The 23,666-nt window shown below is 70.8% G+C and carries 29 protein-coding genes; 1 reads left to right on the top strand and 28 read right to left on the bottom strand.

What is annotated here, in order from left to right; translation table 11 throughout:
• Nucleotides 1-126: 126 nt before the first annotated feature.
• From rplE to rpsJ, 14 genes are read right to left on the bottom strand one after another with little or no spacing between them, the layout of a single operon-like run.
• Nucleotides 127-717: a 50S ribosomal protein L5 gene (rplE, locus tag ACUY4T_RS09065; protein WP_446018604.1), complete on the bottom strand. Its 591-nt coding sequence runs from the start codon at nt 715-717 to the stop codon at nt 127-129.
• A complete protein-coding gene (rplX, locus tag ACUY4T_RS09060) occupies nt 717-1,076 on the bottom strand; it encodes a 50S ribosomal protein L24 (protein ID WP_446018603.1) in 360 nt (119 codons plus the stop codon). The genes rplE and rplX overlap by 1 nt, the downstream gene beginning before the upstream one ends.
• A 2-nt stretch (nt 1,077-1,078) precedes the next feature.
• Nucleotides 1,079-1,447 (bottom strand): 50S ribosomal protein L14, encoded by a 369-nt coding sequence (rplN, locus tag ACUY4T_RS09055; RefSeq protein WP_067948571.1) that lies wholly within the window; start codon nt 1,445-1,447, stop codon nt 1,079-1,081.
• Nucleotides 1,448-1,480: 33 nt separating this feature from the next.
• Nucleotides 1,481-1,795 (bottom strand): 30S ribosomal protein S17, encoded by a 315-nt coding sequence (gene rpsQ / locus ACUY4T_RS09050; RefSeq protein ID WP_446018602.1) that lies wholly within the window; start codon nt 1,793-1,795, stop codon nt 1,481-1,483.
• A 2-nt stretch (nt 1,796-1,797) separates the two neighbouring features.
• A complete protein-coding gene (gene rpmC / locus ACUY4T_RS09045; RefSeq protein WP_446018601.1) occupies nt 1,798-2,121 on the bottom strand; it encodes a 50S ribosomal protein L29 in 324 nt (107 codons plus the stop codon).
• Nucleotides 2,121-2,540, bottom strand: coding sequence for a 50S ribosomal protein L16 (rplP, locus tag ACUY4T_RS09040; protein WP_149161171.1), 420 nt, complete (start codon nt 2,538-2,540; stop codon nt 2,121-2,123). The genes rpmC and rplP overlap by 1 nt, the downstream gene beginning before the upstream one ends.
• Before the next feature lie 2 nt (nt 2,541-2,542).
• On the bottom strand, nt 2,543-3,292 hold the full coding sequence (gene rpsC / locus ACUY4T_RS09035) for a 30S ribosomal protein S3 (protein ID WP_067948578.1): 750 nt from the start codon (nt 3,290-3,292) through the stop codon (nt 2,543-2,545).
• Nucleotides 3,292-3,657 carry a 50S ribosomal protein L22 gene (gene rplV, locus ACUY4T_RS09030; protein ID WP_446018600.1) on the bottom strand — a complete coding sequence of 122 codons (366 nt, stop codon included), beginning with the start codon at nt 3,655-3,657 and terminating at the stop codon, nt 3,292-3,294. The genes rpsC and rplV overlap by 1 nt, the downstream gene beginning before the upstream one ends.
• A gap of 25 nt (nt 3,658-3,682) precedes the next feature.
• Complete coding sequence (gene rpsS / locus ACUY4T_RS09025) at nt 3,683-3,964, bottom strand: 30S ribosomal protein S19 (protein WP_376950094.1); 282 nt, start codon at nt 3,962-3,964, stop codon at nt 3,683-3,685.
• Nucleotides 3,965-3,976: 12 nt separating this feature from the next.
• Entirely contained in the window at nt 3,977-4,816 is an 840-nt protein-coding gene (rplB, locus tag ACUY4T_RS09020) for a 50S ribosomal protein L2 (RefSeq protein ID WP_446018599.1), read from the bottom strand.
• A gap of 19 nt (nt 4,817-4,835) precedes the next feature.
• A complete protein-coding gene (gene rplW, locus ACUY4T_RS09015) occupies nt 4,836-5,138 on the bottom strand; it encodes a 50S ribosomal protein L23 (protein WP_204395464.1) in 303 nt (100 codons plus the stop codon).
• Entirely contained in the window at nt 5,135-5,791 is a 657-nt protein-coding gene (gene rplD, locus ACUY4T_RS09010) for a 50S ribosomal protein L4 (RefSeq protein WP_446018598.1), read from the bottom strand. The genes rplW and rplD overlap by 4 nt, the downstream gene beginning before the upstream one ends.
• A gap of 3 nt (nt 5,792-5,794) precedes the next feature.
• Nucleotides 5,795-6,451 (bottom strand): 50S ribosomal protein L3, encoded by a 657-nt coding sequence (gene rplC, locus ACUY4T_RS09005; RefSeq protein ID WP_446018597.1) that lies wholly within the window; start codon nt 6,449-6,451, stop codon nt 5,795-5,797.
• An 8-nt stretch (nt 6,452-6,459) separates the two neighbouring features.
• Entirely contained in the window at nt 6,460-6,768 is a 309-nt protein-coding gene (gene rpsJ / locus ACUY4T_RS09000; protein ID WP_017201594.1) for a 30S ribosomal protein S10, read from the bottom strand.
• Nucleotides 6,769-7,294: 526 nt separating this feature from the next.
• On the opposite strand from rpsJ, the gene ACUY4T_RS08995 reads away from it, so the two are divergent.
• On the top strand, nt 7,295-7,771 hold the full coding sequence (locus ACUY4T_RS08995) for an OsmC family protein (protein WP_446018596.1): 477 nt from the start codon (nt 7,295-7,297) through the stop codon (nt 7,769-7,771).
• A 67-nt stretch (nt 7,772-7,838) separates the two neighbouring features.
• Here ACUY4T_RS08995 and tuf read toward each other — a convergent pair whose 3' ends face one another.
• From tuf to ACUY4T_RS08925, 14 genes are all read right to left on the bottom strand, one after another.
• On the bottom strand, nt 7,839-9,032 hold the full coding sequence (tuf, locus tag ACUY4T_RS08990) for an elongation factor Tu (protein WP_446018595.1): 1,194 nt from the start codon (nt 9,030-9,032) through the stop codon (nt 7,839-7,841).
• Nucleotides 9,033-9,147: 115 nt separating this feature from the next.
• Nucleotides 9,148-11,262 (bottom strand): elongation factor G, encoded by a 2,115-nt coding sequence (gene fusA, locus ACUY4T_RS08985; protein ID WP_446018594.1) that lies wholly within the window; start codon nt 11,260-11,262, stop codon nt 9,148-9,150.
• Nucleotides 11,263-11,358: 96 nt separating this feature from the next.
• Nucleotides 11,359-11,829 (bottom strand): 30S ribosomal protein S7, encoded by a 471-nt coding sequence (gene rpsG / locus ACUY4T_RS08980; protein ID WP_067948599.1) that lies wholly within the window; start codon nt 11,827-11,829, stop codon nt 11,359-11,361.
• Nucleotides 11,829-12,203 (bottom strand): 30S ribosomal protein S12, encoded by a 375-nt coding sequence (rpsL, locus tag ACUY4T_RS08975; protein ID WP_022889720.1) that lies wholly within the window; start codon nt 12,201-12,203, stop codon nt 11,829-11,831. The genes rpsG and rpsL overlap by 1 nt, the downstream gene beginning before the upstream one ends.
• A gap of 297 nt (nt 12,204-12,500) precedes the next feature.
• Entirely contained in the window at nt 12,501-13,148 is a 648-nt protein-coding gene (locus ACUY4T_RS08970; RefSeq protein ID WP_446018593.1) for a spermidine/putrescine ABC transporter substrate-binding protein, read from the bottom strand.
• A 76-nt stretch (nt 13,149-13,224) separates the two neighbouring features.
• A complete protein-coding gene (locus ACUY4T_RS08965; protein ID WP_446018592.1) occupies nt 13,225-13,701 on the bottom strand; it encodes a DUF6121 family protein in 477 nt (158 codons plus the stop codon).
• A gap of 64 nt (nt 13,702-13,765) precedes the next feature.
• Entirely contained in the window at nt 13,766-14,671 is a 906-nt protein-coding gene (locus ACUY4T_RS08960) for a hypothetical protein (protein ID WP_446018591.1), read from the bottom strand.
• A complete protein-coding gene (locus ACUY4T_RS08955; protein ID WP_446018590.1) occupies nt 14,668-15,213 on the bottom strand; it encodes a hypothetical protein in 546 nt (181 codons plus the stop codon). Before ACUY4T_RS08955 ends, ACUY4T_RS08960 begins: the two co-directional genes overlap by 4 nt.
• A complete protein-coding gene (locus tag ACUY4T_RS08950) occupies nt 15,213-15,827 on the bottom strand; it encodes a hypothetical protein (RefSeq protein WP_446018589.1) in 615 nt (204 codons plus the stop codon). Before ACUY4T_RS08950 ends, ACUY4T_RS08955 begins: the two co-directional genes overlap by 1 nt.
• The gene (locus ACUY4T_RS08945; protein WP_446018588.1) at nt 15,824-17,101 is read right to left on the bottom strand and encodes a hypothetical protein; all 1,278 of its coding nucleotides are present in this window, start codon (nt 17,099-17,101) and stop codon (nt 15,824-15,826) included. Before ACUY4T_RS08945 ends, ACUY4T_RS08950 begins: the two co-directional genes overlap by 4 nt.
• A gap of 2 nt (nt 17,102-17,103) precedes the next feature.
• Entirely contained in the window at nt 17,104-17,370 is a 267-nt protein-coding gene (locus ACUY4T_RS08940; RefSeq protein WP_446018587.1) for a hypothetical protein, read from the bottom strand.
• A 122-nt stretch (nt 17,371-17,492) separates the two neighbouring features.
• On the bottom strand, nt 17,493-17,783 hold the full coding sequence (locus tag ACUY4T_RS08935) for a WXG100 family type VII secretion target (protein ID WP_446018586.1): 291 nt from the start codon (nt 17,781-17,783) through the stop codon (nt 17,493-17,495).
• Nucleotides 17,784-17,922: 139 nt separating this feature from the next.
• Nucleotides 17,923-22,407: a type VII secretion EssC family protein gene (locus ACUY4T_RS08930; RefSeq protein WP_446018585.1), complete on the bottom strand. Its 4,485-nt coding sequence runs from the start codon at nt 22,405-22,407 to the stop codon at nt 17,923-17,925.
• Nucleotides 22,404-23,564 carry an RDD family protein gene (locus ACUY4T_RS08925; RefSeq protein ID WP_446018584.1) on the bottom strand — a complete coding sequence of 387 codons (1,161 nt, stop codon included), beginning with the start codon at nt 23,562-23,564 and terminating at the stop codon, nt 22,404-22,406. The genes ACUY4T_RS08930 and ACUY4T_RS08925 overlap by 4 nt, the downstream gene beginning before the upstream one ends.
• Nucleotides 23,565-23,666 lie beyond the last annotated feature (102 nt).

Raw genomic sequence — 23,666 nt, 5'->3', positions numbered from 1 at the left:
TTCAGGACCCGTTACACGGGGACTGACCTGTGGTGGTGGCGGCACGCGGTTGCGAGCCGCCGAATGCCGGTGCGGGCCGGACCTCGCGAGAGGTCCGGCCGACGCGGCACAAACTCGTAGAGTCTACTACGCGTTGTCGTTCGACTTGAACGGGAAGCCGAGCGCCTTGAGCAGCGCGCGACCCTCGTCGTCGGTCTTGGCAGTGGTCACCACGGTGATGTCCATGCCGCGGACCCGGTCGATCTTGTCCTGGTCGATCTCGTGGAACACGGACTGCTCCGTGAGACCGAAGGTGTAGTTGCCGGTTCCGTCGAACTGCTGGTCCGAGAGGCCGCGGAAGTCGCGGATACGGGGCAGCGCGAGCGAGAGCAGGCGGTCGAGGAACTCCCACATGCGGTCGCCGCGAAGCGTGACGTGGGCGCCGATCGGCTGACCCTCGCGCAGCTTGAACTGGGCGATCGACTTGCGGGCCTTGGTGACCTGCGGCTTCTGGCCGGTGATCTTCGTGAGGTCGGCGATGGCGCCGTCGATGACCTTGCCATCGCGTGCGGCCTCGCCGACGCCCATGTTGACGACGATCTTCGTCAGGCCGGGGACCTGGTGCGGGTTCGAGTACCCGTTCGCCTCGGTCAGCGCCGACGTGATCTCGGTCTGGTACTTCTGCTTGAGGCGCGGCTGGATCTTGCCAGCCGGCGCGGCAGTTGCGGTGTCGGTCATCAGAGGTCCTTACCTGACTTCTTCGCGTAGCGGACGCGGACGGTCTTCTCGACGCCGTCCTTCGTCACGGTCTCGGTGCGGAAGCCGACGCGGGTCGGCTTCTTCGTCTCGGGGTCGACGAGCGCGACGTTCGACACGTGGATCGGGGCCTCGTGGGTCTCGATGCCGCCGGTCTTCGAACCGCGCTGCGTCTGGCCGACGCGCACGTGCTTCGTGACGTAGTTGACGCCCTCGACGACGACGCGGTTCTGGTCGACGAGCACCTCGATGACCTTGCCCTGCTTGCCGCGGTCTCCGCCGCGAGCCTGGCTGCGGCCCGAGATGACCTGGACGAGGTCGCCCTTCTTGATCTTCGCCATGGTTACAGCACCTCCGGCGCCAGCGAGATGATCTTCATGAACTTCTTGTCGCGGAGCTCCCGGCCGACCGGCCCGAAGATGCGGGTGCCACGGGGGTCACCGTCGTTCTTGAGGATCACCGCGGCGTTCTCGTCGAACTTGATGTAGGAGCCGTCGGGACGACGGGTCTCCTTCACGGTGCGGACGACGACGGCCTTGACCACGTCGCCCTTCTTCACGTTGCCGCCAGGGATCGCATCCTTGACGGTGGCGACGATGACGTCGCCGAGGCCCGCGTAGCGGCGGCTGGAGCCACCGAGCACGCGGATGGTGAGCAGCTCCTTGGCACCCGTGTTGTCGGCGACCTTGAGCCGGGATTCCTGCTGAATCACTTCGTACTCCTTCTGAGAGGCAAGCCCTGCGGCTTACTTGGCCTTCTCGACGATCTCGACGAGGCGCCACCGCTTGGTGGCGCTGAGCGGGCGGGTCTCGGAGATCACGACGAGGTCGCCGATGCCGGCGGTGTTCTGCTCGTCGTGCGCCTTGACCTTCGAGGTACGGCGGATGACCTTGCCGTACAGCGGGTGCTTCACGCGGTCCTCGACCTCGACGACGATGGTCTTCTCCATCTTGTCGCTGACGACGTAGCCGCGACGGACCTTGCGGTACCCGCGAGCCTCGGCGTCCTTGACGTCGTGCTCGGCCGACTCGTGGCCCTTCGTCTCCTTGGCGGTTGCCATGACTAGGCCTCCTTCGTCTCTGCGGCCTCAGCCGTGGCATCCGCCTCGGCCTTGGCCTTCTTGGTCTTCTTGGCGGGCGCGGCAGGCGCCTCGGCCGGGGCCGGCGTCGCACGGATGCCGAGCTCGCGCTCACGGATGACCGTGTAGATGCGAGCGATGTCCCGCTTGACGGCCTTCAGGCGGCCGTGGCTCTCGAGCTGACCGGTGGCGGCCTGGAAGCGCAGGTTGAACAGCTCCTCCTTGGCCTTCTTCAGCTCGTCGACGAGACGCTCGTCCTCGAAGGTGTCGAGCTCGACGACAGCGAGCTCCTTGGATCCGACGGCCATTATGCGTCGCCCTCCTCGCGCTTGATGATGCGTGCCTTGAGGGGCAGCTTGTGGATGGCACGGGTCATGGCCTCGCGAGCGAGTTCCTCAGAGACGCCCGAGACCTCGAAGAGGACGCGACCCGGCTTGACGTTGGCGACCCACCACTCGGGCGAACCCTTACCGGAACCCATGCGGGTCTCGGCCGGCTTCTTCGTGAGCGGACGGTCGGGGTAGATGTTGATCCACACCTTGCCGCCACGCTTGATGTGACGCGTCATGGCGATACGAGCGGACTCGATCTGACGGTTCGTCACGTAGGCGGGGGTCAGGGCCTGGATGCCGAACTCGCCGAAGGAGACCTTCGTGCCGCCGGTGGCCTGGCCCGAACGGCCGGGGTGGTGCTGCTTGCGGTACTTGACTCGACGGGGAATCAACATGGTTATGCCTCAACTCCTGCGGCCGCCGGCTCCTGCGAACGGGGCGCACGGCGGGGACGGTCACTGCGCTCACGCGACGGCTTCTGGGAGGCCTGCTCGCGGGCGAGTTCCTTGTTGGTGATGTCGCCCTTGTAGATCCAGACCTTCACGCCGATGCGGCCGAAGGTGGTCTTGGCCTCGTAGAAGCCGTAGTCGATGTTCGCGCGGAGCGTGTGCAGCGGCACGCGGCCCTCGCGGTAGAACTCCGACCGGCTCATCTCGGCGCCGCCGAGGCGGCCCGACACCTGGATCCGGACGCCCTTGGCGCCGGCGCGCTGCGCGCCCTGCAGGCCCTTGCGCATCGCGCGGCGGAAGGCCACGCGGGCGGAGAGCTGCTCGGCGATGCCCTGCGCGACGAGCTGGGCGTCGGCCTCGGGGTTCTTCACCTCGAGGATGTTGAGCTGGATCTGCTTGCCGGTGAGCTTCTCGAGGTCGGCGCGGATGCGCTCGGCCTCGGCGCCGCGGCGGCCGATCACGATGCCGGGACGCGCCGTGTGGATGTCCACGCGGACGCGGTCGCGGGTGCGCTCGATCTCGATGCGCGAGACACCCGCGCGGTCGAGCGACGTCTGGAGCAGGCGACGGATCTTGACATCCTCGGCGAGGTAGTCGGCGTAGCGCTGACCGGGCTTCGTCGAGTCGGAGAACCACCGCGACACGTGGTCGGTGGTGATGCCGAGACGGAAGCCGTACGGGTTGACCTTCTGACCCATTACTTCGTACCCTCCTCGGGCGTGCCGAGCACGATGGTGATGTGGCTCGTGCGCTTGTTGATGCGGAACGCACGACCCTGCGCGCGCGGCTGGAATCGCTTGAGGGTGGTGCCCTCGTCGACGTACGCCGTCTTCACGTAGAGGTCCTGCTCGTCCAGGTGGGTGTTCGTGGCATCGGCCTTGACGCGAGCGTTCGCGATGGCCGAGGCGACGAGCTTGTACACGGGCTCGCTCGCACCCTGGGGTGCGAACTTCAGGATGGCCAGGGCCTCCTGTGCCTGCTTGCCGCGGATCAAGTTGACGACGCGGCGGGCCTTCATGGGGGTCACGCGGATGTGACGCACGCGTGCGATCGACTCCACCATTTCTCTCCTCCTTCACGCCACCGCGTCAGCGGCGGCGGCCCTTCTTGTCGTCCTTCACGTGTCCACGGAAGGTGCGGGTGGGCGCGAACTCGCCGAGCTTGTGGCCCACCATGGTCTCGGTGACGAACACCGGGATGTGCTTGCGGCCGTCGTGCACGGCGATCGTGTGGCCGAGCATGGCCGGGACGATCATCGAGCGACGCGACCACGTCTTGATGACGTTCTTGGAACCCGCTTCGTTCTGCGTGGCGACCTTGCGAAGCAGGTGCTCGTCGACGAAGGGGCCCTTCTTGAGGCTGCGAGGCATCTTCTCTTACTCCTACTTGCGCTTCTTGCCGACGGTGCGACGACGGACGATGAGCTTGTCGCTCTCCTTGTTGGGGCGACGGGTACGGCCCTCGGGCTGACCCCACGGGCTCACCGGGTGACGACCACCGGAGGTCTTGCCCTCACCACCACCGTGCGGGTGGTCGATCGGGTTCATCGCGACACCGCGGACGGTCGGGCGCACGCCCTTCCAGCGCTTGCGGCCGGCCTTGCCCCAGTTGATGTTCGACTGCTCGGCGTTGCCGACCTCGCCGACGGTCGCGCGGCAGCGCGCGTCGACGTTGCGGATCTCGCCCGACGGCAGGCGCAGCTGCGCGTAGGGGCCGTCCTTCGCCACGAGGCGCACGGACGCACCCGCCGAGCGGGCCAGCTTCGCGCCGCCGCCGGGGCGGAGCTCGATGGCGTGCACGACGGTACCGGTCGGGATGTTGCGCAGCGGCAGGTTGTTGCCCGGCTTGATGTCGGCGCCGGGGCCCGACTCGATCGGGTCGCCCTGCCTGAGCTTGTCCGGAGCGATGATGTAGCGCTTGGTGCCGTCCACGAAGTGCAGCAGCGCGATGCGCGCGGTGCGGTTCGGGTCGTACTCGATGTGCGCGACCTTGGCGGGCACGCCGTCCTTGTCGTTGCGACGGAAGTCGATGACGCGGTACTGGCGCTTGTGGCCGCCGCCGACGTGGCGGGTGGTGATGCGGCCCTGGTTGTTGCGACCACCGGACTTCGACAGCGGGCGGAGCAGCGACTTCTCGGGGGTCGAGCGCGTGATCTCCGCGAAGTCGGCGACCGACGAACCGCGACGACCCGGGGTCGTGGGCTTGTACTTGCGAATAGCCATAGTGAGTTTCCTCTGCTCCTTAGCCGACAGCCGTGAAGATGTCGATCGAGCCGGACTTGAGGGTGACGATCGCGCGCTTGGTGTCCTTGCGCTTGCCCATGCCGAAGCGGGTGCGACGCGTCTTGCCCTGGCGGTTCAGGGTGTTGATCGAGGCGACCTGGACGTTGAAGATCTTCTCGATCGCGAGCTTGATCTCGGTCTTGTTCGCACGGGGGTCCACGATGAACGTGTACTTGCCCTCGTCGATCAGGTTGTAGCTCTTCTCCGAGACGACCGGCGCGATGATGATGTCGCGCGGGTCCTTGTTGTGCGCGGCGCTCATGCGGAGACCTCTTCCTTCTTCGCCGTCTTCGAGGCGATGAACGCCTCGAGCGCGGCCTGGCTGAAGACGATGTCGTCGGAGACGAGCACGTCGTAGGCGTTCAGCTGGTCGACCGGCAGCACGTGCACGGTCGGGATGTTGCGGACGACGCGCTCCGAGAGCTCCTCGTCGCGCGTGAGCACGACCAGGTAGTGCTTCGCGGGGGCGATCCCGCCGAGGAGCGCCACGGCGTCCTTGGTCTTGGGGGTGTCGCCGGCGAACGAGGTCACCGCGTGGACGCGGCCGCCGCGGGCCCGGTCGGAGAGCGCGCCGAGCAGGGCTGCGGCGATCATCTTCTTGGGGGTGCGCTGCGAGTAGTCGCGCGGCTGCGGGCCGTGGACGACGCCACCGCCGGTCATGTGCGGCGCGCGGATCGAGCCCTGACGAGCACGACCGGTGCCCTTCTGCTTGAAGGGCTTGCGGCCGGCGCCGGAGACCTCGCCGCGGCGCTTGGTCTTGTGCGTGCCCTGGCGCGCTGCGGCGAGCTGGGCGACGACGACCTGGTGGATGAGCGGCACGTTGGTCTGCACGTCGAAGAGCTCGGCGGGCAGCTCGACCGAACCGGACTTCTTGCCGGTCACGTCGAGAACGTCGATGGTGTTGGCGGTAGCCATGGACTACGCCCCCTTCACAGCGTTGCGGACGAACACGAGACGGCCACGCGCACCGGGGACGGCGCCCTTGACGAGCAGCAGGCCCTTCTCGGCGTCGACCGCGTGCACGCGGAGGTTGAGGACGGTCACGCGCTCGCCGCCCATGCGGCCGGCCATGCGCATGCCCTTGAAGACGCGGCTCGGGGTCGACGACGCGCCGATGGAGCCGGGCTTGCGGTGGTTGCGGTGCGCACCGTGCGACGCGGAGACGCCCGCGAAGTTGTGGCGCTTCATGACACCGGCGAAGCCCTTGCCCTTCGAGGTGCCGACGACGTCGACCAGCTGGCCGGCCTCGAAGGTGCCGTCGACGGTGAGCTCCTGGCCCATCGAGTAGTCCGCGGCGTCAGCCGTGCGGATCTCGGTGACGTGGCGGCGCGGGGTCACGCCGGCGGCGTCGAAGTGGCCGGTGAGCGGCTTGGTGACCTTGCGCGGGTCGATGGCGCCGGCGGCGATCTGGATGGCGGTGTAGCCGTCCTTCTCGGCGGTGCGGAGCTGGGTGACCACGTTGGGGGCGATCTCGATGACGGTGACCGGGATGAGCTTGTTGTTCTCGTCCCACACCTGGGTCATGCCGAGCTTGGTGCCCAGCAGGCCCTTCACGTTCTTGGTAGTGGTGGACATGTCGTACCTCAGAGCTTGATCTCGATGTTGACGTCGGCCGGGAGGTCGAGACGCATGAGCGAGTCGACGGCCTTGGGCGTCGGGTCCACGATGTCGATCAGACGCTTGTGGGTGCGCATCTCGAAGTGCTCGCGGCTGTCCTTGTACTTGTGGGGCGAACGGATGACGCACACCACGTTCTTCTCCGTCGGAAGCGGCACGGGGCCGACGACCGTGGCGCCCGCGCGGGTCACCGTGTCGACGATCTTGCGCGCCGAGGTGTCGATGACCTCGTGGTCATACGACTTCAGTCGAATGCGGATCTTCTGTCCCGCCATTGCTGACTCTCTCTCTGTCAAGGCGTCTTACCCCTTCCGAGGGCATCGGACGCCGCGTAGCCACTTCGTGTGAAGCACCACTGTTCTTCTGTCAAAGGCCGGTGATCGAGCCTGTCGAAGCCACCCCGCTGGCGCGGTGACCTCGGCACGCTCGACCTTCGAGCCCCAACCGATCCCCGCGCTCGGGCGTGTCGCATTCGCGCGGACGGGCATGGCGGAACCATGCTCGAAGAGGGTTGTCGGTTGTGCGTCCTGCTGCCCGCGGCCTAGCCTGACCCGCTCGGCCGCCGACATCGTGATGACGCGGGGCCCCGGTGGCTATGCACTGCCTGGCAGTGATTCGAACGGCACGCAGCAGGGCACGCCGTTCGAAATGTTGAACTAGAAGAGTTTGCCACAGCGAGCGGGTGCGTGCAAGCCGGGCGTGTCGCGCACGCCGGGCTCACAGCATCGTCGCAGTCAAGCGGATGCCGCGGCGGCCCTCGAGGTGGTGGAATCGGGGCACACGACCGATGGGAGGCCCCCGATGACGGAGCAGGCGAGCGAGCACGTGCACGCGGTGAGCGAGCGGATCGGACCGGGCAGCGTCTCGGTCGCCCGGATCGGCCCGCGCCGGTGGGAGGGGCTCAACGAGCGCGGGGCGACCGTGCAGATCGGGGGCGCCGAGCTCGACGGCGCGCACTTCTCCCCGGGCGAGCTGCTGAAGCTCGCACTGGCCGGGTGCGTCGGCCTCAGCGTCGACCGAGTCGCCGCTCGCCGCCTCGGCGACGACTTCGCGATGACGGTGTGGGCGCACGGGCGATCCGACGAGGAGTCCAACCGGTACCAGCGCATCGGCGAGGAGGTGCTGGTGGACCTCTCGGTGCTCGACGACGACGATCGCTCGAAGCTCGTGGGCATCATGGCGCGCGCGATCGAGAAGGGGTGCACGGTGGGCCGGAGCGTCGAGGGCGCGATCGACGTCGACACCGAGATCGCCGGCACGCACGTCGAGGCGCACTGACCACCGGCACGACGAAGGGGGCCGGGCCCGAAGGCCCGACCCCCTCACGAGGTCGCGATCGCGAAGACTACTTGAGGATCTTCGTGACGGTACCGGCGCCGACCGTGCGGCCACCCTCGCGGATGGCGAAGCCGAGGCCCTCCTCCATGGCGATCGGCTGGATGAGCTCGACCGTCATGTCGGTGGTGTCGCCGGGCATGACCATCTCGGTGCCCTCGGGCAGCGTGATGACGCCGGTGACGTCGGTGGTGCGGAAGTAGAACTGCGGACGGTAGTTCGCGTAGAACGGGTTGTGACGGCCGCCCTCGTCCTTCGAGAGGATGTAGGCAGTGCCCTCGAAGTTGGTGTGCGGGGTGACCGAGCCCGGGGCCACGACGACCTGGCCGCGCTCGACGTCCTCGCGCTTGGTGCCGCGGAGCAGGAGACCGCAGTTCTCGCCGGCCCATGCCTCGTCGAGCTGCTTGTGGAACATCTCGATACCCGTGACCGTGGTCTTCTGCGTCGGGCGGATGCCGACGATCTCGACCTCGGAGTTGATCTTCAGCGTGCCGCGCTCGGCGCGACCCGTGACGACCGTGCCACGACCGGTGATGGTGAAGACGTCCTCGATGGGCATGAGGAACGGCTTGTCCTTGTCGCGCACCGGGTCCGGGATGGACTCGTCGACGGCCTCCATGAGCTCGAGGACCGAGTTGACCCACTTCTCGTCGCCCTCGAGCGCCTTGAGGCCCGAGACGCGGATGACCGGAGCGTCGTCGCCGGGGAAGCCCTGCGACGAGAGCAGCTCGCGGACCTCGAGCTCGACGAGCTCCAGGATCTCCTCGTCGTCGACCATGTCGGCCTTGTTCAGCGCGACGAGCAGGTAGGGCACGCCGACCTGCTTGGCGAGCAGGACGTGCTCGCGGGTCTGGGCCATCGGGCCGTCGGTCGCCGCGACCACGAGGATCGCGCCGTCCATCTGGGCGGCACCGGTGATCATGTTCTTGATGTAGTCGGCGTGACCCGGGGCGTCGACGTGCGCGTAGTGGCGCTTCGGCGTCTCGTACTCGACGTGCGAGATGTTGATCGTGATGCCGCGCTGGCGCTCCTCGGGAGCGGAGTCGATCGACGCGAAGTCGCGCTGCACGTTGGTGGCCGACGGGTACTTGTCGGCGAGCACCTTCGAGATCGCCGCGGTGAGCGTCGTCTTGCCGTGGTCGACGTGACCGATCGTACCGATGTTGACGTGCGGCTTGGTCCGCTCGAACTTGGCCTTAGCCACTGTGGGTCCTCCTCAGGATCCGTGTAGCAGCACCGGACGCCGGATTGCGACCGGAGTGCTACGGGGGGTTTGTGTTGTTATGTTACGCGAACCTGTCGGCTCGTGCGTTCGGGCGCTATTCGCCCTTGTTCTTCTGGACGATCTCGTCGGCGACAGCCTTCGGGACCTCCGCGTAGCTCTCGAACTCCATCGAGTACACGGCGCGGCCCGAGGTCTTCGAGCGCAGGTCGCCGATGTAGCCGAACATCTCCGAGAGCGGGACGTGCGCACGCACGACCTTCACGCCGGCGGCGTCCTCCATGGACTGGATCTGGCCGCGACGCGAGTTCAGGTCGCCGATGACGTCGCCCATGTACTCCTCCGGAGTACGGACCTCGACGGCCATCAGCGGTTCGAGCAGCACGGGGTTCGCCTTCCGAGCGGCCTCCTTGAAGCCCATCGAGCCGGCGATCTTGAACGCCATCTCCGAGGAGTCGACGTCGTGCGCGGCGCCGTCGAGCAGGATGCCCTTGACGCCCACCATCGGGTAGCCGGCGAGGATGCCGTACTGCATGGCGTCCTGGAAGCCCGCGTCGACCGAGGGGATGTACTCGCGCGGAACGCGGCCACCCGTGACCTTGTTCTCGAACTCGTACGTCTTGTCGCCCTCGACCGCGAGCGGCTCGAGCGCGAACTGGATCTTCGCGAACTGGCCCGACCCACCGGTCTGCTTCTTGTGCGTGTAGTCGTGCTTCTCGACGGCGCGCTTGATGGTCTCGCGGTACGCGACCTGCGGCTTGCCGACGTTCGCCTCGACCTTGAACTCGCGCTTCATGCGGTCGACGAGGATGTCGAGGTGCAGCTCGCCCATGCCCTTGATGACCGTCTGGCCGGTCTCCTGGTTGAGCTCGGTGCGGAAGGTCGGGTCCTCCTCGGCCAGCTTCTGGATCGCGGTGCCGAGCTTCTCCTGGTCGGCCTTCGTCTTCGGCTCGATGGCCACCTCGATGACGGGCTCCGGGAAGGTCATCGACTCGAGGACGACCTGGTTGTCCGGGTCGCACAGGGTGTCGCCGGTCGTGGTGTCCTTGAGGCCGATCACCGCGTAGATGTTGCCCGCGGTGAGCGAGTCGACCGGGTTCTCCTTGTTGGCGTGCATCTGGAAGATCTTGCCGATGCGCTCCTTCTTGCCCTTGGTCGAGTTGATGACCTGGGCGCCCGAGTCGAGACGACCCGAGTAGACGCGCACGTACGTGAGGCGACCGAAGAACGGGTGCACCGCGACCTTGAACGCGAGCGCCGAGAACGGCTCGGTCGCGTCGGCGTGGCGCTCGATGATCTTCTCCTCGTCGCGCACGTCGTGGCCCTGGACGGCGGGCACGTCGAGCGGCGACGGCAGGTAGTCGATGACCGCGTCGAGCATGGGCTGCACGCCGCGGTTCTTGAACGCCGAGCCGCACAGCACGGGGTAGACCTCGGAGTTGATCGTGAGCTTGCGGATGGCGCCCTTGATCTCGTCCTCGGTGAGCTCCTCGCCGCCGAAGTACTTCTCGAGCAGCGCGTCGTCGCTCTCGGCCACGGTCTCGAGGAGCTGCTGGCGGTACTGCTCCGCCTTCTCCTGGAGGTCGGCCGGGATCTCCTGGATCTCGTACTTGGCGCCCATGGTCACGTCGCCCTTGGCGTCGCCGGGCCACACGAGGGCCCGCATGTAGACCAGGTCGATGACGCCGACGAAGTCGTTCTCGGCGCCGATCGGGAGCTGGAGCACGAGCGGCTTCGCGCCGAGGCGCGAGATGATCGTGTCGACGGTGAAGTAGAAGTCCGCGCCGAGCTTGTCCATCTTGTTGACGAAGCAGATGCGGGGCACGTCGTACTTGTCGGCCTGGCGCCAGACGGTCTCGGACTGGGGCTCGACGCCCTCCTTGCCGTCGAAGACGGCGACCGCGCCGTCGAGCACGCGCAGCGAGCGCTCCACCTCGACGGTGAAGTCGACGTGGCCGGGCGTGTCGATGATGTTGATCTGGTTCTTGTTCCAGAAGCAGGTGACCGCGGCGGACGTGATGGTGATGCCGCGCTCCTTCTCCTGCTCCATCCAGTCGGTGGTCGAGGCGCCGTCGTGCGTCTCGCCGATCTTGTGGTTGACGCCCGTGTAGAACAGGATGCGCTCGGTCGTGGTGGTCTTGCCGGCATCGATGTGCGCCATGATGCCGATGTTGCGGACCTTGGTCAGGTCGGTGAGCACGTCAAGTGCCACGGGGTTCCTCCGGATGGTCAGGAAGGGAAGGGTGGGGGGTGAGCGGATGCCGCGTGGCCGCCGCGAGCGCGAGGCCCGCGGCATCCGCTCGGCCCGCTACCAGCGGTAGTGGGCGAAGGCGCGGTTCGACTCGGCCATCTTGTGGGTGTCCTCGCGGCGCTTGACCGCGGCACCCAGGCCGTTCGACGCGTCGAGGATCTCGTTGGTGAGACGCTCGGTCATGGTCTTCTCGCGGCGGGCCTTGGCGTAGCTGGTGAGCCAGCGCAGCGCCAGGGTGTTCGCACGGTGCGGCTTGACCTCGACGGGGACCTGGTACGTCGAGCCGCCGACGCGGCGCGACCGGACCTCGAGGGTCGGGCGCACGTTGTCGAGGGCCTTCTTCAGGACCGCGACGGCGTCCTGGCCGGACTTGTTCGCGACGTTCTCGAGCGCCTCGTAGACGATGCGCTGCGCGAGGTCCTTCTTGCCGTCGACGAGGATCTTGTTGACGAGCTGGCTGACGACCGGCGAGCCGTAGACGGGGTCGGCGACGACGGGGCGCTTCGGAGCGGGTCCCTTGCGAGGCATTACTTCTTCTCCATCTTCGCGCCGTAGCGGCTGCGGGCCTGCTTGCGGTTCTTCACGGCCTGCGTGTCGAGCGCGCCGCGGATGATCTTGTAGCGCACACCGGGGAGGTCCTTCACACGACCGCCGCGCACGAGCACCATCGAGTGCTCCTGCAGGTTGTGGCCCTCACCGGGGATGTAGGCGGTCACCTCGGTGCCGTTCGAGAGCTTGACACGGGCGACCTTGCGGAGCGCCGAGTTCGGCTTCTTGGGGGTGGTGGTGTACACACGGGTGCACACGCCGCGCTGCTGGGGGTTGGCCTTCAGGGCGGGCGCCTTGGTCTTCGTGACCTTGGGCGAGCGACCCTTGCGGACCAACTGCTGAATGGTTGGCACTGCTTCTCCTTGATGGTGCTGCACGGTGACAGCGTTGATGGGTTTCACATCACGACCCACCGGCACCGCCGAGCGGCGCTGCCTTCAGTGGTGGGTATGCCGTGGGGGCGTCCCGGCCTCGGCGGCCGGTGCCCTGATGTGCGCCATGATGAGAACTCGCCCGTTCCCGGTCTCCGACTGGCGGATCGCGGGCATGGGAGAGCGCGCGGCAGAGCGCACACCCGACCAATGGTAATCGCGCGTCATCACCCGGTCAAATGACGACGGATGCCGCGAGCACGCCGAGAGCGAACGGACTCAGCCCGGCCAGCCCGGTGCGTCGAGTTCGCGATCGAGGTCGGCGAGCAGTTCGGCGACCTGCGGCTCGACCAGCCGCTCCACCGCATTGGCGATGCGCTGGCGGTGCTGCGCGAGCTCGATGCAGATCCTCCGGCCGAGCTGCTTGGCGAACTCGTCGGCGAGCCGGACCTCCTCGCGGAGCGCCTCCTTCTCCTCCGGGGTGAAGGGGCGGGGAGCCGGCTCGAACGCCTCGGCGGCGGCATCGGCCTCGAGTCCCTGCAGCGTGAAGAGGAACGGCGAACCCGGCGTCGGCTCCGGGTCGAGGTCGAGGCCGAGGAACTCCGGATCGAGGCCCTCCCCCGCGCGGTACGGCCGTCGGGCCTTCCGCTCCTCGGCGAGGCGGATCTCGCGGTGCAGCATCGGCAGGTTGCGCGCCGTGTAGTCGTCGACCGCGTGGTCGATGATGCCCTTCATCCGCATCGAGAAGGCGTGCTGCACCGGGTGCGGCACGTCGGTGTCGAGGCCGGCCGCGGCGAGGATCGGCGACCCGAAGCAGCGAGTGCACAGGCGGACGCGACCCCGGTGCGTGCCCGGCCGCCAGCGCGGCAGCCACGCGAGCCAGCGGTCGACCTCGTGGCTCACGCGAGCCTCGACCGAACCCTCCACGCGGTTCACCATACTGCCGGGGCGGGGCGCAGGCGCGCAGGCGGTGAACGGATGTCACGCCGCGCACCGCCGCGGCTCACTCCTCGTCGTCGCGCTCCCAGGGCCAGCGCGGCCGCTCGACGCCGCCGCGCTGCGCCCGGAAGGCCACCGACGCGAGCAGCGCGACGAGGGCGCCGGAGACCGGGATGATGAGGCCGAACCCGGTGCTCATGAAGGACAGGGCGAACAGCAGCGCGGACAGCAGCGTGCCGGTCGCGGCCGCGTAGGCGACCGTCGCCGCCCCCACCCCGGCCGCCCAGGTGACGACGGCGGCGAGCCCGGCGAGCGACCAGGGCCGCACGCCGCGAGTCAGCCCGGAGCCCAGCAGGAGCAGTTCGGCCAGCACGGCCACGCCGATCGTCACGGGGCCGACGAGCCGCCCGGCGGCCGGGTCGGCGATCGGCTCGACGTCGGCGAGCAGGCTCGCGAACCCGAACGCGGCGACGATGAGGGAGAGGTGCAGCGCCGCCGCGAACCCCGCGACGGGCCATCCGCTGCTCCGATCGGGCGCCATGCTCCGAGCCTACGCCGGGCGGGACCGGCGGGCGGCCCCATCGGCCGCCGGCACCGCCCCCGGGTCAGCGTCTCGGCGCGAGTGCGGGGACGAGACGGCCCTCGTCCGGCATCTTCGTCGCCCGCGCCGAGAGGCCGATCGGACCGTCGACGAGCAGCAGCCCGGGGCGGTGCGCCACGACCGAGGCGTCCACCAGCCGTCGACGCCGGAGGACCTCGTACGCCGTCTCGAGCTCGGCGCGCGCGGCCGCGACCCGATCGGGGTCCGCGGCGTCGAGTGTCGCGTCGACGTGCGCACCGCCGTCGCGCCGGGCGCGCGCGACCGCATCGCCGAACTCCGCTCGCACCGCCGTGACGCGCTCGGCCTCGGCCTCGCGCACCGAACGGGGCACGCTCGCGCGCCGTGCGATCACGGCGACGGCCATGACGACGAGCGCGGTCCCGCACGAGGCGGCGACGGCGGCGGGGACCTCGAGACCCGATCCCTGTCGCGACTGGACCACGGTGGCGACCGCCGCAGCCGCGCCCAGGCCCGCGATCAGGCAGGACAGCGTCACGTCGCCGGCCGTCACCGGGCGTCGGCGCGACCACGGCATCACCGCGGCCATGAGGACGGTCCCGATGACGAGCGAGATCGCCGAGGTGACCACCTCGACGGCGAGCCCGAGGTCGCCACGGCTGAAGAAGAGCGCATAGGCCAGCGCGACGGCCAGCGCCGCGGCGATGAAGCCGCAGGTGACCGCACCGTGCGGTCGGATGGTCGCGGCGACGCCGGGCTCCTCGCGCCGCAGCCGCTCCAGCCGGCGTTCCCGCCAGTCCTCCAGGTCGTGCGCCGAACGGCGGCCGAACGCGACGAGGGCGTCGCGCGTCTCGGGCAGCCCGGCCAGCGCGAGCCGATCGAGCTCGTCCGGACGCACCGCCAGCGCGGTCTCGTCCGCGCGCTCGGCCCACTCCGCCGCCCACCCGTTCACGCGACGAGCCTCAGCGATCCGACGACGGCGTCGGCGTGGGACTGCATGAGTCCGGTGACGTCGGTGCGAGCGAGCTCGGAGAAGACGTACCCCGCGCGATCGTCGATGGCGAAGCCGTAGGCGAGCCCGGCCAGCGGCTCGCCCCCGGCGTCGTCGCGGTCGGTCACGTACGCGAGGCGATGCCCGCGGCACGCGACCTCGGTCTCGAAGGGCGTCACCACGGGATCGGTCCGCGGCTCGACGCCCGGCGGGAGCCACGCCAGCGGTCCCTCGCGCTCGTCGAGCACCGCGTCGGCGAGCGCCACGTGCAGCACCCCGGTCGCCGGCACGCCCAGCGGGCGGAAGAACAGCGTGGTGACGCCGCCGGTGCGGCGGCGTGCGAGCGCTTCGCGCGCCGCTGCCTCGAGCGCGTCGAGGTGCGCCGCGAACAGGCCGTCGGAGAACCGCAGCCGCTGCTCGGCGACCCACAGGTCGTCGGCGCCGGCCGCCGGATCGGGCATGACCGACCAGATGCGGTCGTCGTAGGTGATCTCGAATCGCATCAGGCGCCGCTCCATCGGAAGGTGGACATGATCGCATCGGCGAGCACGCCGAACGCGTCGGCCGCCTCGGCGTCGAACTCCTCGCCGCCGGCCGCGAGCGGGAGCACCGCCGAGAACAGCAGCGCCTCGCGACGCCCCGTCCCGGGGATCGCGATGAGGTAGTCGAACGAACGCGTGCGGATGGCGCCGCCGTCGACGCGATGGGACGACTCCCTGCTCCAGCGGAGGACGACGCGGTCCGGGTCGAGCGGCCGGGCTCCCCGCGTGCGCACGAGCTCGCCGACCTGCGCATCGAGGGTCGTCCCGTCGGGGCCGCGGAGGCGTGCCGCGGTGAGCGCGAGCGGCAGCATCCGCTCGCGCGGCACCGAGGCCTGGTAGATCAGGCGGACCGGGTCGCGGCGGAGGAACTCGTCGGCGGTTCGTCGCACGAGTGCACGGAACCGCGCGTCGAGGTCGGGGCGGTGCTGCGCGCGCATCTCGCCGGAGACGGAGGCGAGGAGGTCGTCGAACGCCTCGCGGGTGGGCGCCACCGACACCCATCCCGGCGGGAGCAGCAGTACGAACGGCGGCACGGCGCGGCGCGCGGCGCCGACCAGTTCGTCGCGGAGGCTCATCGCCACGAGTCCACGAGCCGATCGTCGGCCGACTCGGCGAGCTCGCCGGTGACGGTGTCGGCGAGCAGCACGGCCTGCGCCCACGGCGTCTTCGTGCCGAACGCGACGTCGACGAGGCCGACCGTCCCCGAGTCCAGCGCCTGGCCGACGGAGTCGCCCACGCCCCACAGCCGGCCCAGGAAGACATCCGACGTGGTGGAGAACCGCACCGTCTCGCGCACGTAGCGCCATCCCGTCGCCGTCTCCTGCACCATCTGGCTCACGACCGACGCCTGGGCCCACGAGACCATGTAGCCTCCCGCAGCCCAGTCCTGGCCCGCGCGCGCGCTGATCGCACCGGCATGCGTGCGCAGCGCGGCGAAATCGTCGGCGCCGACGAAGTACTTCGCGGACCCGGCGAACCGGGCGACGGCGCTGCCCTCGCTCGCGGCCGCGAACACCCGGCCCAGCTTGCCGAAGGGGATGACCCCCAGGATGGCGAGCCCGAGGTCGGTGTCGCTCTTGCGCCCCTTGGCCCAGAGGATCCCCGTGGCGATCAGCGTGATGAGCGCGGCCACGGTCGCGAGGAGACCCACGAGGGGACCGCCCACGACCAGCGCAGCGACGAGGAGCACGACCCCGACCACCTCGAGGACCTCGACGAGGCCGTCCAGGAACGGCAGGGCGTCGTCCCACAGGTCGTCGGTCACCCCGTCGGCGGTGGCCTGCTCCAGTCCGCCGATCGCGCGTTCGTACGCCTCGTCCCATGTGTCGAAGAAGCCGTCGAACCGCACGGCCGCGTCGAGCCACTCCTGCTCGGCGGCGTCGAGCGCGCGGTTCGCCTGGGCCTCCGCCTCCTCGCGGGCCGAGGTCGAGCCGTCCGCCGCGTCGGGCACCTCGCCGGCGTCGTCGACCGCGGAGGCCCTCGCACGCACCGTCTCCCACAGCTCCTCGCAGCGGCGGGCCGCCGCGTCCAGCGAGGCCTGGACGTCGCCGACCGTCTCGCCGTAGGCGCGCAGGGCGGCGCCGCTCGGCGCGTAGCGCTGTCCGGCGGTCCGCAGGTCGGCGTGGACCTCGCCCGCCTGCTCGCGCACGGCGTCGAGCGACTCGCCGCGCCCCACCTGGTCGTCGGCGAGCAGGCGCAGCGTCTCCGCCGCCCGCCGCATCCGCTCGCCGAGCTCCTCGATCGCGGCTCCACGGGCGATGATCGCGGCCGGATCGCCCTCGAGCCGATCGATCTCGCGCCCCTTCGGCGAGTCGGGCATGTACGTGCGGAAGTAGGTCGCGTTGCCCATCGTCAGGCTCCCTCGAGGTGCGACGCCAGCTCGCGGTCGAGCGACTCCCACCCGTCGCGGACGCCCTCGACCTGCTTCTGCAGCTCGAGCAGGTGGCCCTTGAGCGTGTCGCGCTTGTCGTCCCACGCCTCCTCGAACTCGGCGGCGGCGTCGCGCAGGCCCGTCCGGCCGAAGGGCCGGCCGATGGCCTCCACGAGGCGGCCGGTGCTGCGGTCGGCGTCCTCGAACTCGACGACGATGTCCTTCAGCGCCTGGTTCAGTTCGTCCATGGAGGACAGCGGAATGCTGACTCCGTCACCCACGGGGGCTCCTCACGTGTTCGGGTCGATGCGGGTCGGGGGCCGGGGCGCGGCGGTGGAGGCGGCCGCGCCCCGATCGCGGCGAGGAGGGATCAGCGGCCGGCGAGCTGCTGGTCGAGGTCCTGGATCGCCTGCATCATGCCGCGGAGGGCCTCGCCCATCTCGCCGATGCCGTCGACGGCCGACTTGAGCCCCGTGGTGAGCTCCTCGTAGCCCTGGCCGAACCGGCCGGACGCGTGCTGGGTCTTGAAGTCGCTGCCGAGGAGGTTGTCGACGGAGCCCTTGAGCTGGTCCAGCTGCGACTGGATGTCGTCGCGCGCGTCGGACAGCTTGCTCGCCATCGCTTCCATCTCGCCGTAGGAGGCGCCGAAATCTGCGGCCATCGTGAACCTCTTCCTTCGTTCGGGATCGTGGCCCGCGATCGCGGGCCGTTGTGTTCAGGCTACGGATGCCGCGACCGCGAGCCCATGGGGAGCACTCCCCACGCGGCGGACAGGCGGGGTGCGCCGCCCCGGCGGCCGCTCACCCGCCCTGCGGCAGCTGCACGAGCGTGGCGCGGCCGTGCTGCACGAGGAAGCCGCGCCCCTCCGGGAAGTCCGACCGCTTGACCTTGGGGAACGGCGTCTTGAACACGGCATCCCCGTCGTAGGCGTCGGGCTTCAGCGCCACGCCCCTTCGCCCGGCCTTGAAGTCGCCCACGAACCCGAAGCCGCTGGAGAGGTTCGCGACGTCGGCGTCGCCGACGAGGAAGTGCTCGCTGCGGTTGACCGCCTGGAACAGCTCCTTGAGCGGGCGCTCGGCGTCGGAGTCGGTGAACTGGGTCACGTTCTCGACCGCGATGAGGTACCGGCCCGGCACCGTCGGATCGGCCACCACCTCCGCCAGCTCCCGGGCGAGCGCCTTCACATCGTCGACGGTCGTCGCGCTGCGCATCCAGTCGGCGTGGTCCGAGAGCGCCGCCCGCCGGCCCGCCAGGTGGAACAGCCGCACCTCCGGGTCGTGGCGGCGCACCGCGTCGATCACCGCCCGCATCGCCGTCGTCTTCCCGCTCTGCGGCGGTCCCGTGATGGCGAAGGTGCCCACCGGCTCGAAGCCGATCGGCGCCAGGGTGTCGTCCGACAGCCCGAGCACCGGTTCGCCGGCGACGGTCGCGGGCAGGTCGGCCCGGTCGAACGAGGTCGGCAGCGCGCGGACCGGGGCGGCCTCCGGCATCCCCGCATCCCGGAGGCGCTGCGCCATCCGCTCGAGGGCCTGCGCCTGCTCGGCGACGTTCGCCGTCCCGCCGATCGCGGCGACCTGCACCTCGACGCCGTCGACGATCGCCCGGCCCGGAGCGGAGCGCTCGTCGAGCACGTCCTTCGGCACGCCGAGGACCTGGTAGCCGGCCTCGTCCGACAGCCGGAGCACCACGCGCCTGGTGACGTTGGCGCCGACCGCCGTCGGGACGGCGCCGGCGCGGTCCGCGGTCGCGACGACGTGCACGCCGAGCGGGCGCCCCTCGGCGAGCACGCGCATCACGACGTTGTAGAAGGGCATGCGCGCGGTCGTCGAGTCCCACTCCGCCTTGAACTGCGCGAAGCCGTCGATCAGCAGCAGCACGCGCGGCTCCCGGATGCCGCTGAGCGCCCGGTACTCGGTGAGGCTCGCGGCGTTCGCGGCGCTGAAGGCGCGCCCGCGGCGGTCGAGCAGGTCGTCGAGCGTGCGGAGCAGCCGCTGGACGCGTTCGGCGTCGTCGCCGGCGATGACGGATCCGACGTGCGGGAGCACCTCCAGCGAGCGGAGGGCCCCCGACCCGAAGTCGAGGGCGTACGCCTCCACGGCGCCGAGGTCCGGGCGCCCGCCGATCGAGGCGGCCAGCGTGCGCAGCAGCGTGGACTTGCCCGCGCCGCTCGTGCCGTAGACGAGCATGGCGCCGTCGCGGTCCGGAACGAAGGAGACGGGGGCCTGCAGCTGGCGCTCCGGGATGTCGGCGAGGCCGAAGACGACCTCGCCGTCGCCGAGGCCGGGCAGCGGCTCGAGCGCGACGACCTGGCCGAGCTCGTCGAGCCACGGACGGCGGGGAGCGGGGATTCCCGCCGCGTGCGCCGCACCGGTGAAGGCCCGCACCATCCGCTTCTGGTCGGTGGGACCGGGGTCCCCGTCGCGCTGGTCGGCGTCGTCCCGGGAGCCGGCGCGCTCCCAGGTCAGCGCGGACCCGAACCGGAGTTCCGCGATCCGCACCTCGCCCTCCGGCGGAGCGTCGCTGGTCCAGCCGCCGGCGTAGGCGGACTGGAACGGCACCAGACGCCCGGGGCCGGTCTTCGCGATCGCACGGCCGGGGATCGACGGGTCGAACCCGGCGGCGACCGGTTCGCCGACCACGTCACGCGAATCCGACTCGTCGGCCATGCGCAGGGCCACCCGGAGGTTGGTGTTGGCGCGCAGGTTGTCCTTGATCACCCCTGCCGGCCGCTGGGTCGCCATGATGAGGTGGATGCCGAGCGATCGTCCGCGCTGGGCGATGTCGACCACGCCGTCCACGAACTCGGGCACGTCGCCGGCGAGCGCGGCGAACTCGTCGATCACGATGACGAGCGCCGGCGGGGTCTCGGGGTCCCGGCGCTTCTCGAGTTCGAGGAGGTCCTTCGCCTTCCGGCGGTTGAGGAGGTGCTCGCGGTGGTGCAGCTCGGCCCGGAGGCTCGTGAGGGCGCGGCGCACGAGGTGCGGGCTGAGATCGGTGACCAGGCCGACGCAGTGCGGCAGTTCGACGCAGTCGGCGAACGCCGAGCCGCCCTTGTAGTCGACGAAGAGGAACGTGACGCGGTCGGGACTGTACTCGGCCGCCATCCCGAGCACCCACGCCTGGAGGAACTCCGACTTGCCCGCGCCCGTCGTCCCGCCCACGAGCGCGTGCGGGCCCTGGGAACGCAGATCGAGGGTCATCGCGTCGGGGCTCGCCTGTCCGACGAACGCCTTCAGCGTTCCGGCGCGCTTGAGCCGGGGCGCCGGAGCGCCGGAGCGGTCGAGGATCGAGGCGTTCTGGCGCCACCGCTCGACGACGCTCTCGGCCTCGCTCGCCATCTCCTCGCCGATGAGCGCCAGCATGGACACGCTCCGCGGCAGGTCGCTCGCGTCCTCGACCACGGTGCTCGCGTCGACCACGGGCGCCAGCCGGCGGGCGAACACGTCGGCGTAGCGGAGCGAGACGCCCTCGACGGCGACGTCCGCGTACTCGACCCCCGAACGGACGACGCCGACGCGCGCGCGCTCGAGCCCGTCGCTGACGTCGACGAAGGTCCGGCAGGCGGCGGGGAGCGACGCGACCGTCGGCCCGACGAACACGGCGTGGATGCCCACCTCGGCGCCGCGCTCGATGAGCTGGACGAGTCGCGGGCGGTCGACGGGCGCGTCGGCCGAGACGATGAGGATGAGCGCGGAGTCGGGTCGCGGTTCCTCCCGGATCCCCCCGGGCGTGCCGACCTTCGATCCGCGCGCCATGGACGTGTCGTCGTCCGCGAGCGGACCTCGGCGCACCGGCGCCGCGTGGAGCCGGGCGAGGATGAGCTCCTCGAGGGCGTTCAGGAGCGCCGCGCCCGCGGACGGACTGTCGGCCAGCGCCGCGCCGCCGACCGGGTTCCGCTCGCCCGAGGCGTGCGGCAGCCACTTGAGCCAGTCGAGCTCCCGGCTCCAGGCCGGGTCGACGATCGCGGCGGCGACCACGTCGTTGGGTGCGTGCAGCCCGAACAGCTGCACCGCGACGCCGCGCAGCGCATCGGCGGCGAGGTTCGCCGGGCCGGCGATGCCGAGCGCTCCCGAGCTCGAGAGCACCTCCATGACGGGCACGTCGTCGATCTCGAAGTACCGGTCGCGCAGCACCGCGACCTGCCGCGCGTACTTCGGGATTCCCGGGGTCGCCCCATCCGACTCCCGTACCGAGTTGCGCGAGGCGGCGCGGCCCACGCCCAGCCGGACCGCGAGGAAGTTCCAGTGCTCAGGCCGCCGCGTCCAGAGCAGCGGGCCGAGCCGCATGGCCTGCTCGTACACGGTCGCCACCGGCGGCGTCTCGTCGTGGCGGTGCCGGCGCTCGACCCAGCGCTCCCGCTCGAGCGTCTCCTCGAGCTGCTCGATCTGCACCTCGAACGCCTCGATCTCGCGCTGCAGCTTCCGGCCGCTGCCCATGCGCGAGCCCAGCCAGTTCGCCACGAGCATGACCGGCGTCAGCGCGACGATGAGCAGCGACGCCGGCCGGCCGGTGATCGCGTAGATGCCGAGGCCCATGAGCACGGGCGAGACGATCATCGGCCACGGGAACAGCCTGGGGTTCTCCTCGCTCGGCACCCGCGGTTCTGGGTACGCGGTTCCCGGGTAGCGCCCCTCGACCCGCGGCGACCGGTTGAACAGGAGCGCTCCCCCGCGCTCGAGCACGGGATCCTCTGCGGCATCCGACCCGGCGAGCATGGCGAACGACACGTCCGAGTCGCCGACGGTCACCCGGACGCCCGGCGTCACGCGCACGCGCGAGACCGGACCGCCGTCGACGACGAGGCCGTTCGCCGAGTTCAGGTCCACGACCTCGACCGACTGGTCGACCTCGATCCGGGCGTGCCGCTTGGACACGAGCGGGTCGGCGAGCACCACGTCGGCCCCCGCCGCGCGCCCGAGGATGCTGTGCCCTCTCCGGAGCGGGAACTCGCGGCCCGCATCCGGTCCGGAGTGCACGTGCATCACGGCCACCGGGGCGCCGCCGCCCGGCCGGCTCGCGGACGGCGAGACGACGGCGGCGTCGAAGCCCGAACCGATGGGCGCGTCGGCCGCCAGGGTGCCGGGGTCGAGCACGACCGGCTCCGCGGTCGTCGGCGGGGCCACCGCCAGCGTGAGGGGCCCGGAGGGGCGGAGCGCCCCCGCGGCCACGGGATCGGCGTCCGCGATCGACCGGGCGAGGTCGCCCACGGTAACGGTCGCGTCGGCGGTGACCACGACGTCGACGGCGGGGCCGCTCTGACGGCGCAGGCCGAGCTTGAGCCTCACGCGTCCGCCTCCTCGACGCGGAACTCGGCGCCGCCGACGCGGACCGTGGACCCGTGCGCGACCGGGTGGCGCGTACCCGGTTCCAGTTCGACGGATCGCCCGTCGGGCCCGACTACCTCGGTGCCGTTGCTCGACCACCGGTCGGTGACGTGCACGCCGAGCTCGTCGACGAGCACGGCCGCGTGCGTCTTCGAGAGACCCATGGTCGGGTCGGCGATCGGCAGCAGCCTGGTCCCGGCGGGGTCGTCGTCGGCCGTCGCCGGGTCGCGGCCGAGAAGGGTGGTGCCGGATGCCGCGACGCGCCGCCCGTCGGCGAACACGAGCGTCGCGCTCGCCGGCCCGGATCGTCCCGCCGATTCCGTCGCCGCGGGCGCTGCGGGGGCGAGCGGCGGGGGCGCCCACGCCGCGGGCGACTCACCCCGGTCGGTTGCCGCCGGCGGCGCGGCCACCACGCCCGAGCTGGATCGCGCGGCGGGGATGAAGGTCCGCTCGTCGACCGCGCGCTCGGAGGCCAGCGACGGCAGCGTCGGCTGCTGCGCCCGCGGCGGCGCCTCGAGCTGCCGGCGCGCGAACCGCAGCGCCCGTGCGTCGAACGGGTCGAGGCCGTGACGCGCGTCGACGACGAGGCATCGACCGATCCGATCGAGCCAGCTGCGACCGCGGGCCTCCGGATCCCACAGGCCCGACGCGAAGCAGAGCGCGGGCCCCGCGACGGGCACGAGCAGCTGCGCCGCCCACAGCACGGAGGCGCGCAGCACCGCGCGCCAGAATCCGACGGGCCCGAAGGACGCGACCTCGACGGATCGGAGCCCGATCGAGGCCTTGCCGATCGTGACGCCGCGCCGGCCGTGCAGGGCGAGCTGGGTGAGGCCGTAGGCGGTGAGCAGGAGCTGGCCGACGGCGACCAGCACGAGCGGAACGGCGAGCTCCGCGACCTCGGTGATCCCGCCCGATCTCACGGCGGGCACGGCCTGGAACGCCCCGACGACCACGGGAACGGCCAGCACGGCCCATCCGGCCGCATCGATCGCGAACGCGACCGAGCGGCGCCCGGGCGGCGCCGGGCGCAGTCCGAGTGCCGCCGCGTACGCCGGGTCGGGCCGGCCGTCCGCGCCGATGCCGGGCGCGGGCTCGTCGGCGTGCATGGTGATGCTCAACAGCGCTCCTCGGGTGTGCAGGGTCAGGGAGCCACCCAAGCAGGCTGGGCGTGCGGCGTCGATGGGGAGCGCTCACCAGGGGCGCCCCGGCTCAGAGCGTAG

It is taken from the genome of Agromyces arachidis (assembly GCF_052805135.1).
This window is presented reverse-complemented; position numbering and strand designations above follow the sequence as displayed.

Excerpts from the sequence above, each read along its gene's own strand:
- rplX (WP_446018603.1), bottom strand. The coding sequence starts at position 1,076 with ATGGCGAAGATCAAGAAGGGCGACCTCGTCCAGGTCATCTCGGGCCGC.
- ACUY4T_RS08965 (WP_446018592.1), bottom strand. The coding sequence starts at position 13,701 with ATGGCGCCCGATCGGAGCAGCGGATGGCCCGTCGCGGGGTTCGCGGCG.
- rplW (WP_204395464.1), bottom strand. The coding sequence starts at position 5,138 with ATGAGCGCCGCGCACAACAAGGACCCGCGCGACATCATCATCGCGCCG.
- rplV (WP_446018600.1), bottom strand. The coding sequence starts at position 3,657 with ATGGTGGAGTCGATCGCACGCGTGCGTCACATCCGCGTGACCCCCATG.
- ACUY4T_RS08940 (WP_446018587.1), bottom strand. The coding sequence starts at position 17,370 with ATGGACGAACTGAACCAGGCGCTGAAGGACATCGTCGTCGAGTTCGAG.
- rpsJ (WP_017201594.1), bottom strand. The coding sequence starts at position 6,768 with ATGGCGGGACAGAAGATCCGCATTCGACTGAAGTCGTATGACCACGAG.
- ACUY4T_RS08950 (WP_446018589.1), bottom strand. The coding sequence starts at position 15,827 with ATGAGCCTCCGCGACGAACTGGTCGGCGCCGCGCGCCGCGCCGTGCCG.
- ACUY4T_RS08995 (WP_446018596.1), top strand. The coding sequence starts at position 7,295 with ATGACGGAGCAGGCGAGCGAGCACGTGCACGCGGTGAGCGAGCGGATC.
- rplP (WP_149161171.1), bottom strand. The coding sequence starts at position 2,540 with ATGTTGATTCCCCGTCGAGTCAAGTACCGCAAGCAGCACCACCCCGGC.
- rpsS (WP_376950094.1), bottom strand. The coding sequence starts at position 3,964 with ATGCCTCGCAGCCTCAAGAAGGGCCCCTTCGTCGACGAGCACCTGCTT.
- rpsQ (WP_446018602.1), bottom strand. The coding sequence starts at position 1,795 with ATGGCAACCGCCAAGGAGACGAAGGGCCACGAGTCGGCCGAGCACGAC.
- rplC (WP_446018597.1), bottom strand. The coding sequence starts at position 6,451 with ATGTCCACCACTACCAAGAACGTGAAGGGCCTGCTGGGCACCAAGCTC.
- rplB (WP_446018599.1), bottom strand. The coding sequence starts at position 4,816 with ATGGCTATTCGCAAGTACAAGCCCACGACCCCGGGTCGTCGCGGTTCG.
- ACUY4T_RS08935 (WP_446018586.1), bottom strand. The coding sequence starts at position 17,783 with ATGGCCGCAGATTTCGGCGCCTCCTACGGCGAGATGGAAGCGATGGCG.
- rplD (WP_446018598.1), bottom strand. The coding sequence starts at position 5,791 with ATGGCTACCGCCAACACCATCGACGTTCTCGACGTGACCGGCAAGAAG.
- rpsG (WP_067948599.1), bottom strand. The coding sequence starts at position 11,829 with ATGCCTCGCAAGGGACCCGCTCCGAAGCGCCCCGTCGTCGCCGACCCC.
- rpmC (WP_446018601.1), bottom strand. The coding sequence starts at position 2,121 with ATGGCCGTCGGATCCAAGGAGCTCGCTGTCGTCGAGCTCGACACCTTC.
- rplE (WP_446018604.1), bottom strand. The coding sequence starts at position 717 with ATGACCGACACCGCAACTGCCGCGCCGGCTGGCAAGATCCAGCCGCGC.
- ACUY4T_RS08955 (WP_446018590.1), bottom strand. The coding sequence starts at position 15,213 with ATGCGATTCGAGATCACCTACGACGACCGCATCTGGTCGGTCATGCCC.
- ACUY4T_RS08945 (WP_446018588.1), bottom strand. The coding sequence starts at position 17,101 with ATGGGCAACGCGACCTACTTCCGCACGTACATGCCCGACTCGCCGAAG.
- rpsC (WP_067948578.1), bottom strand. The coding sequence starts at position 3,292 with ATGGGTCAGAAGGTCAACCCGTACGGCTTCCGTCTCGGCATCACCACC.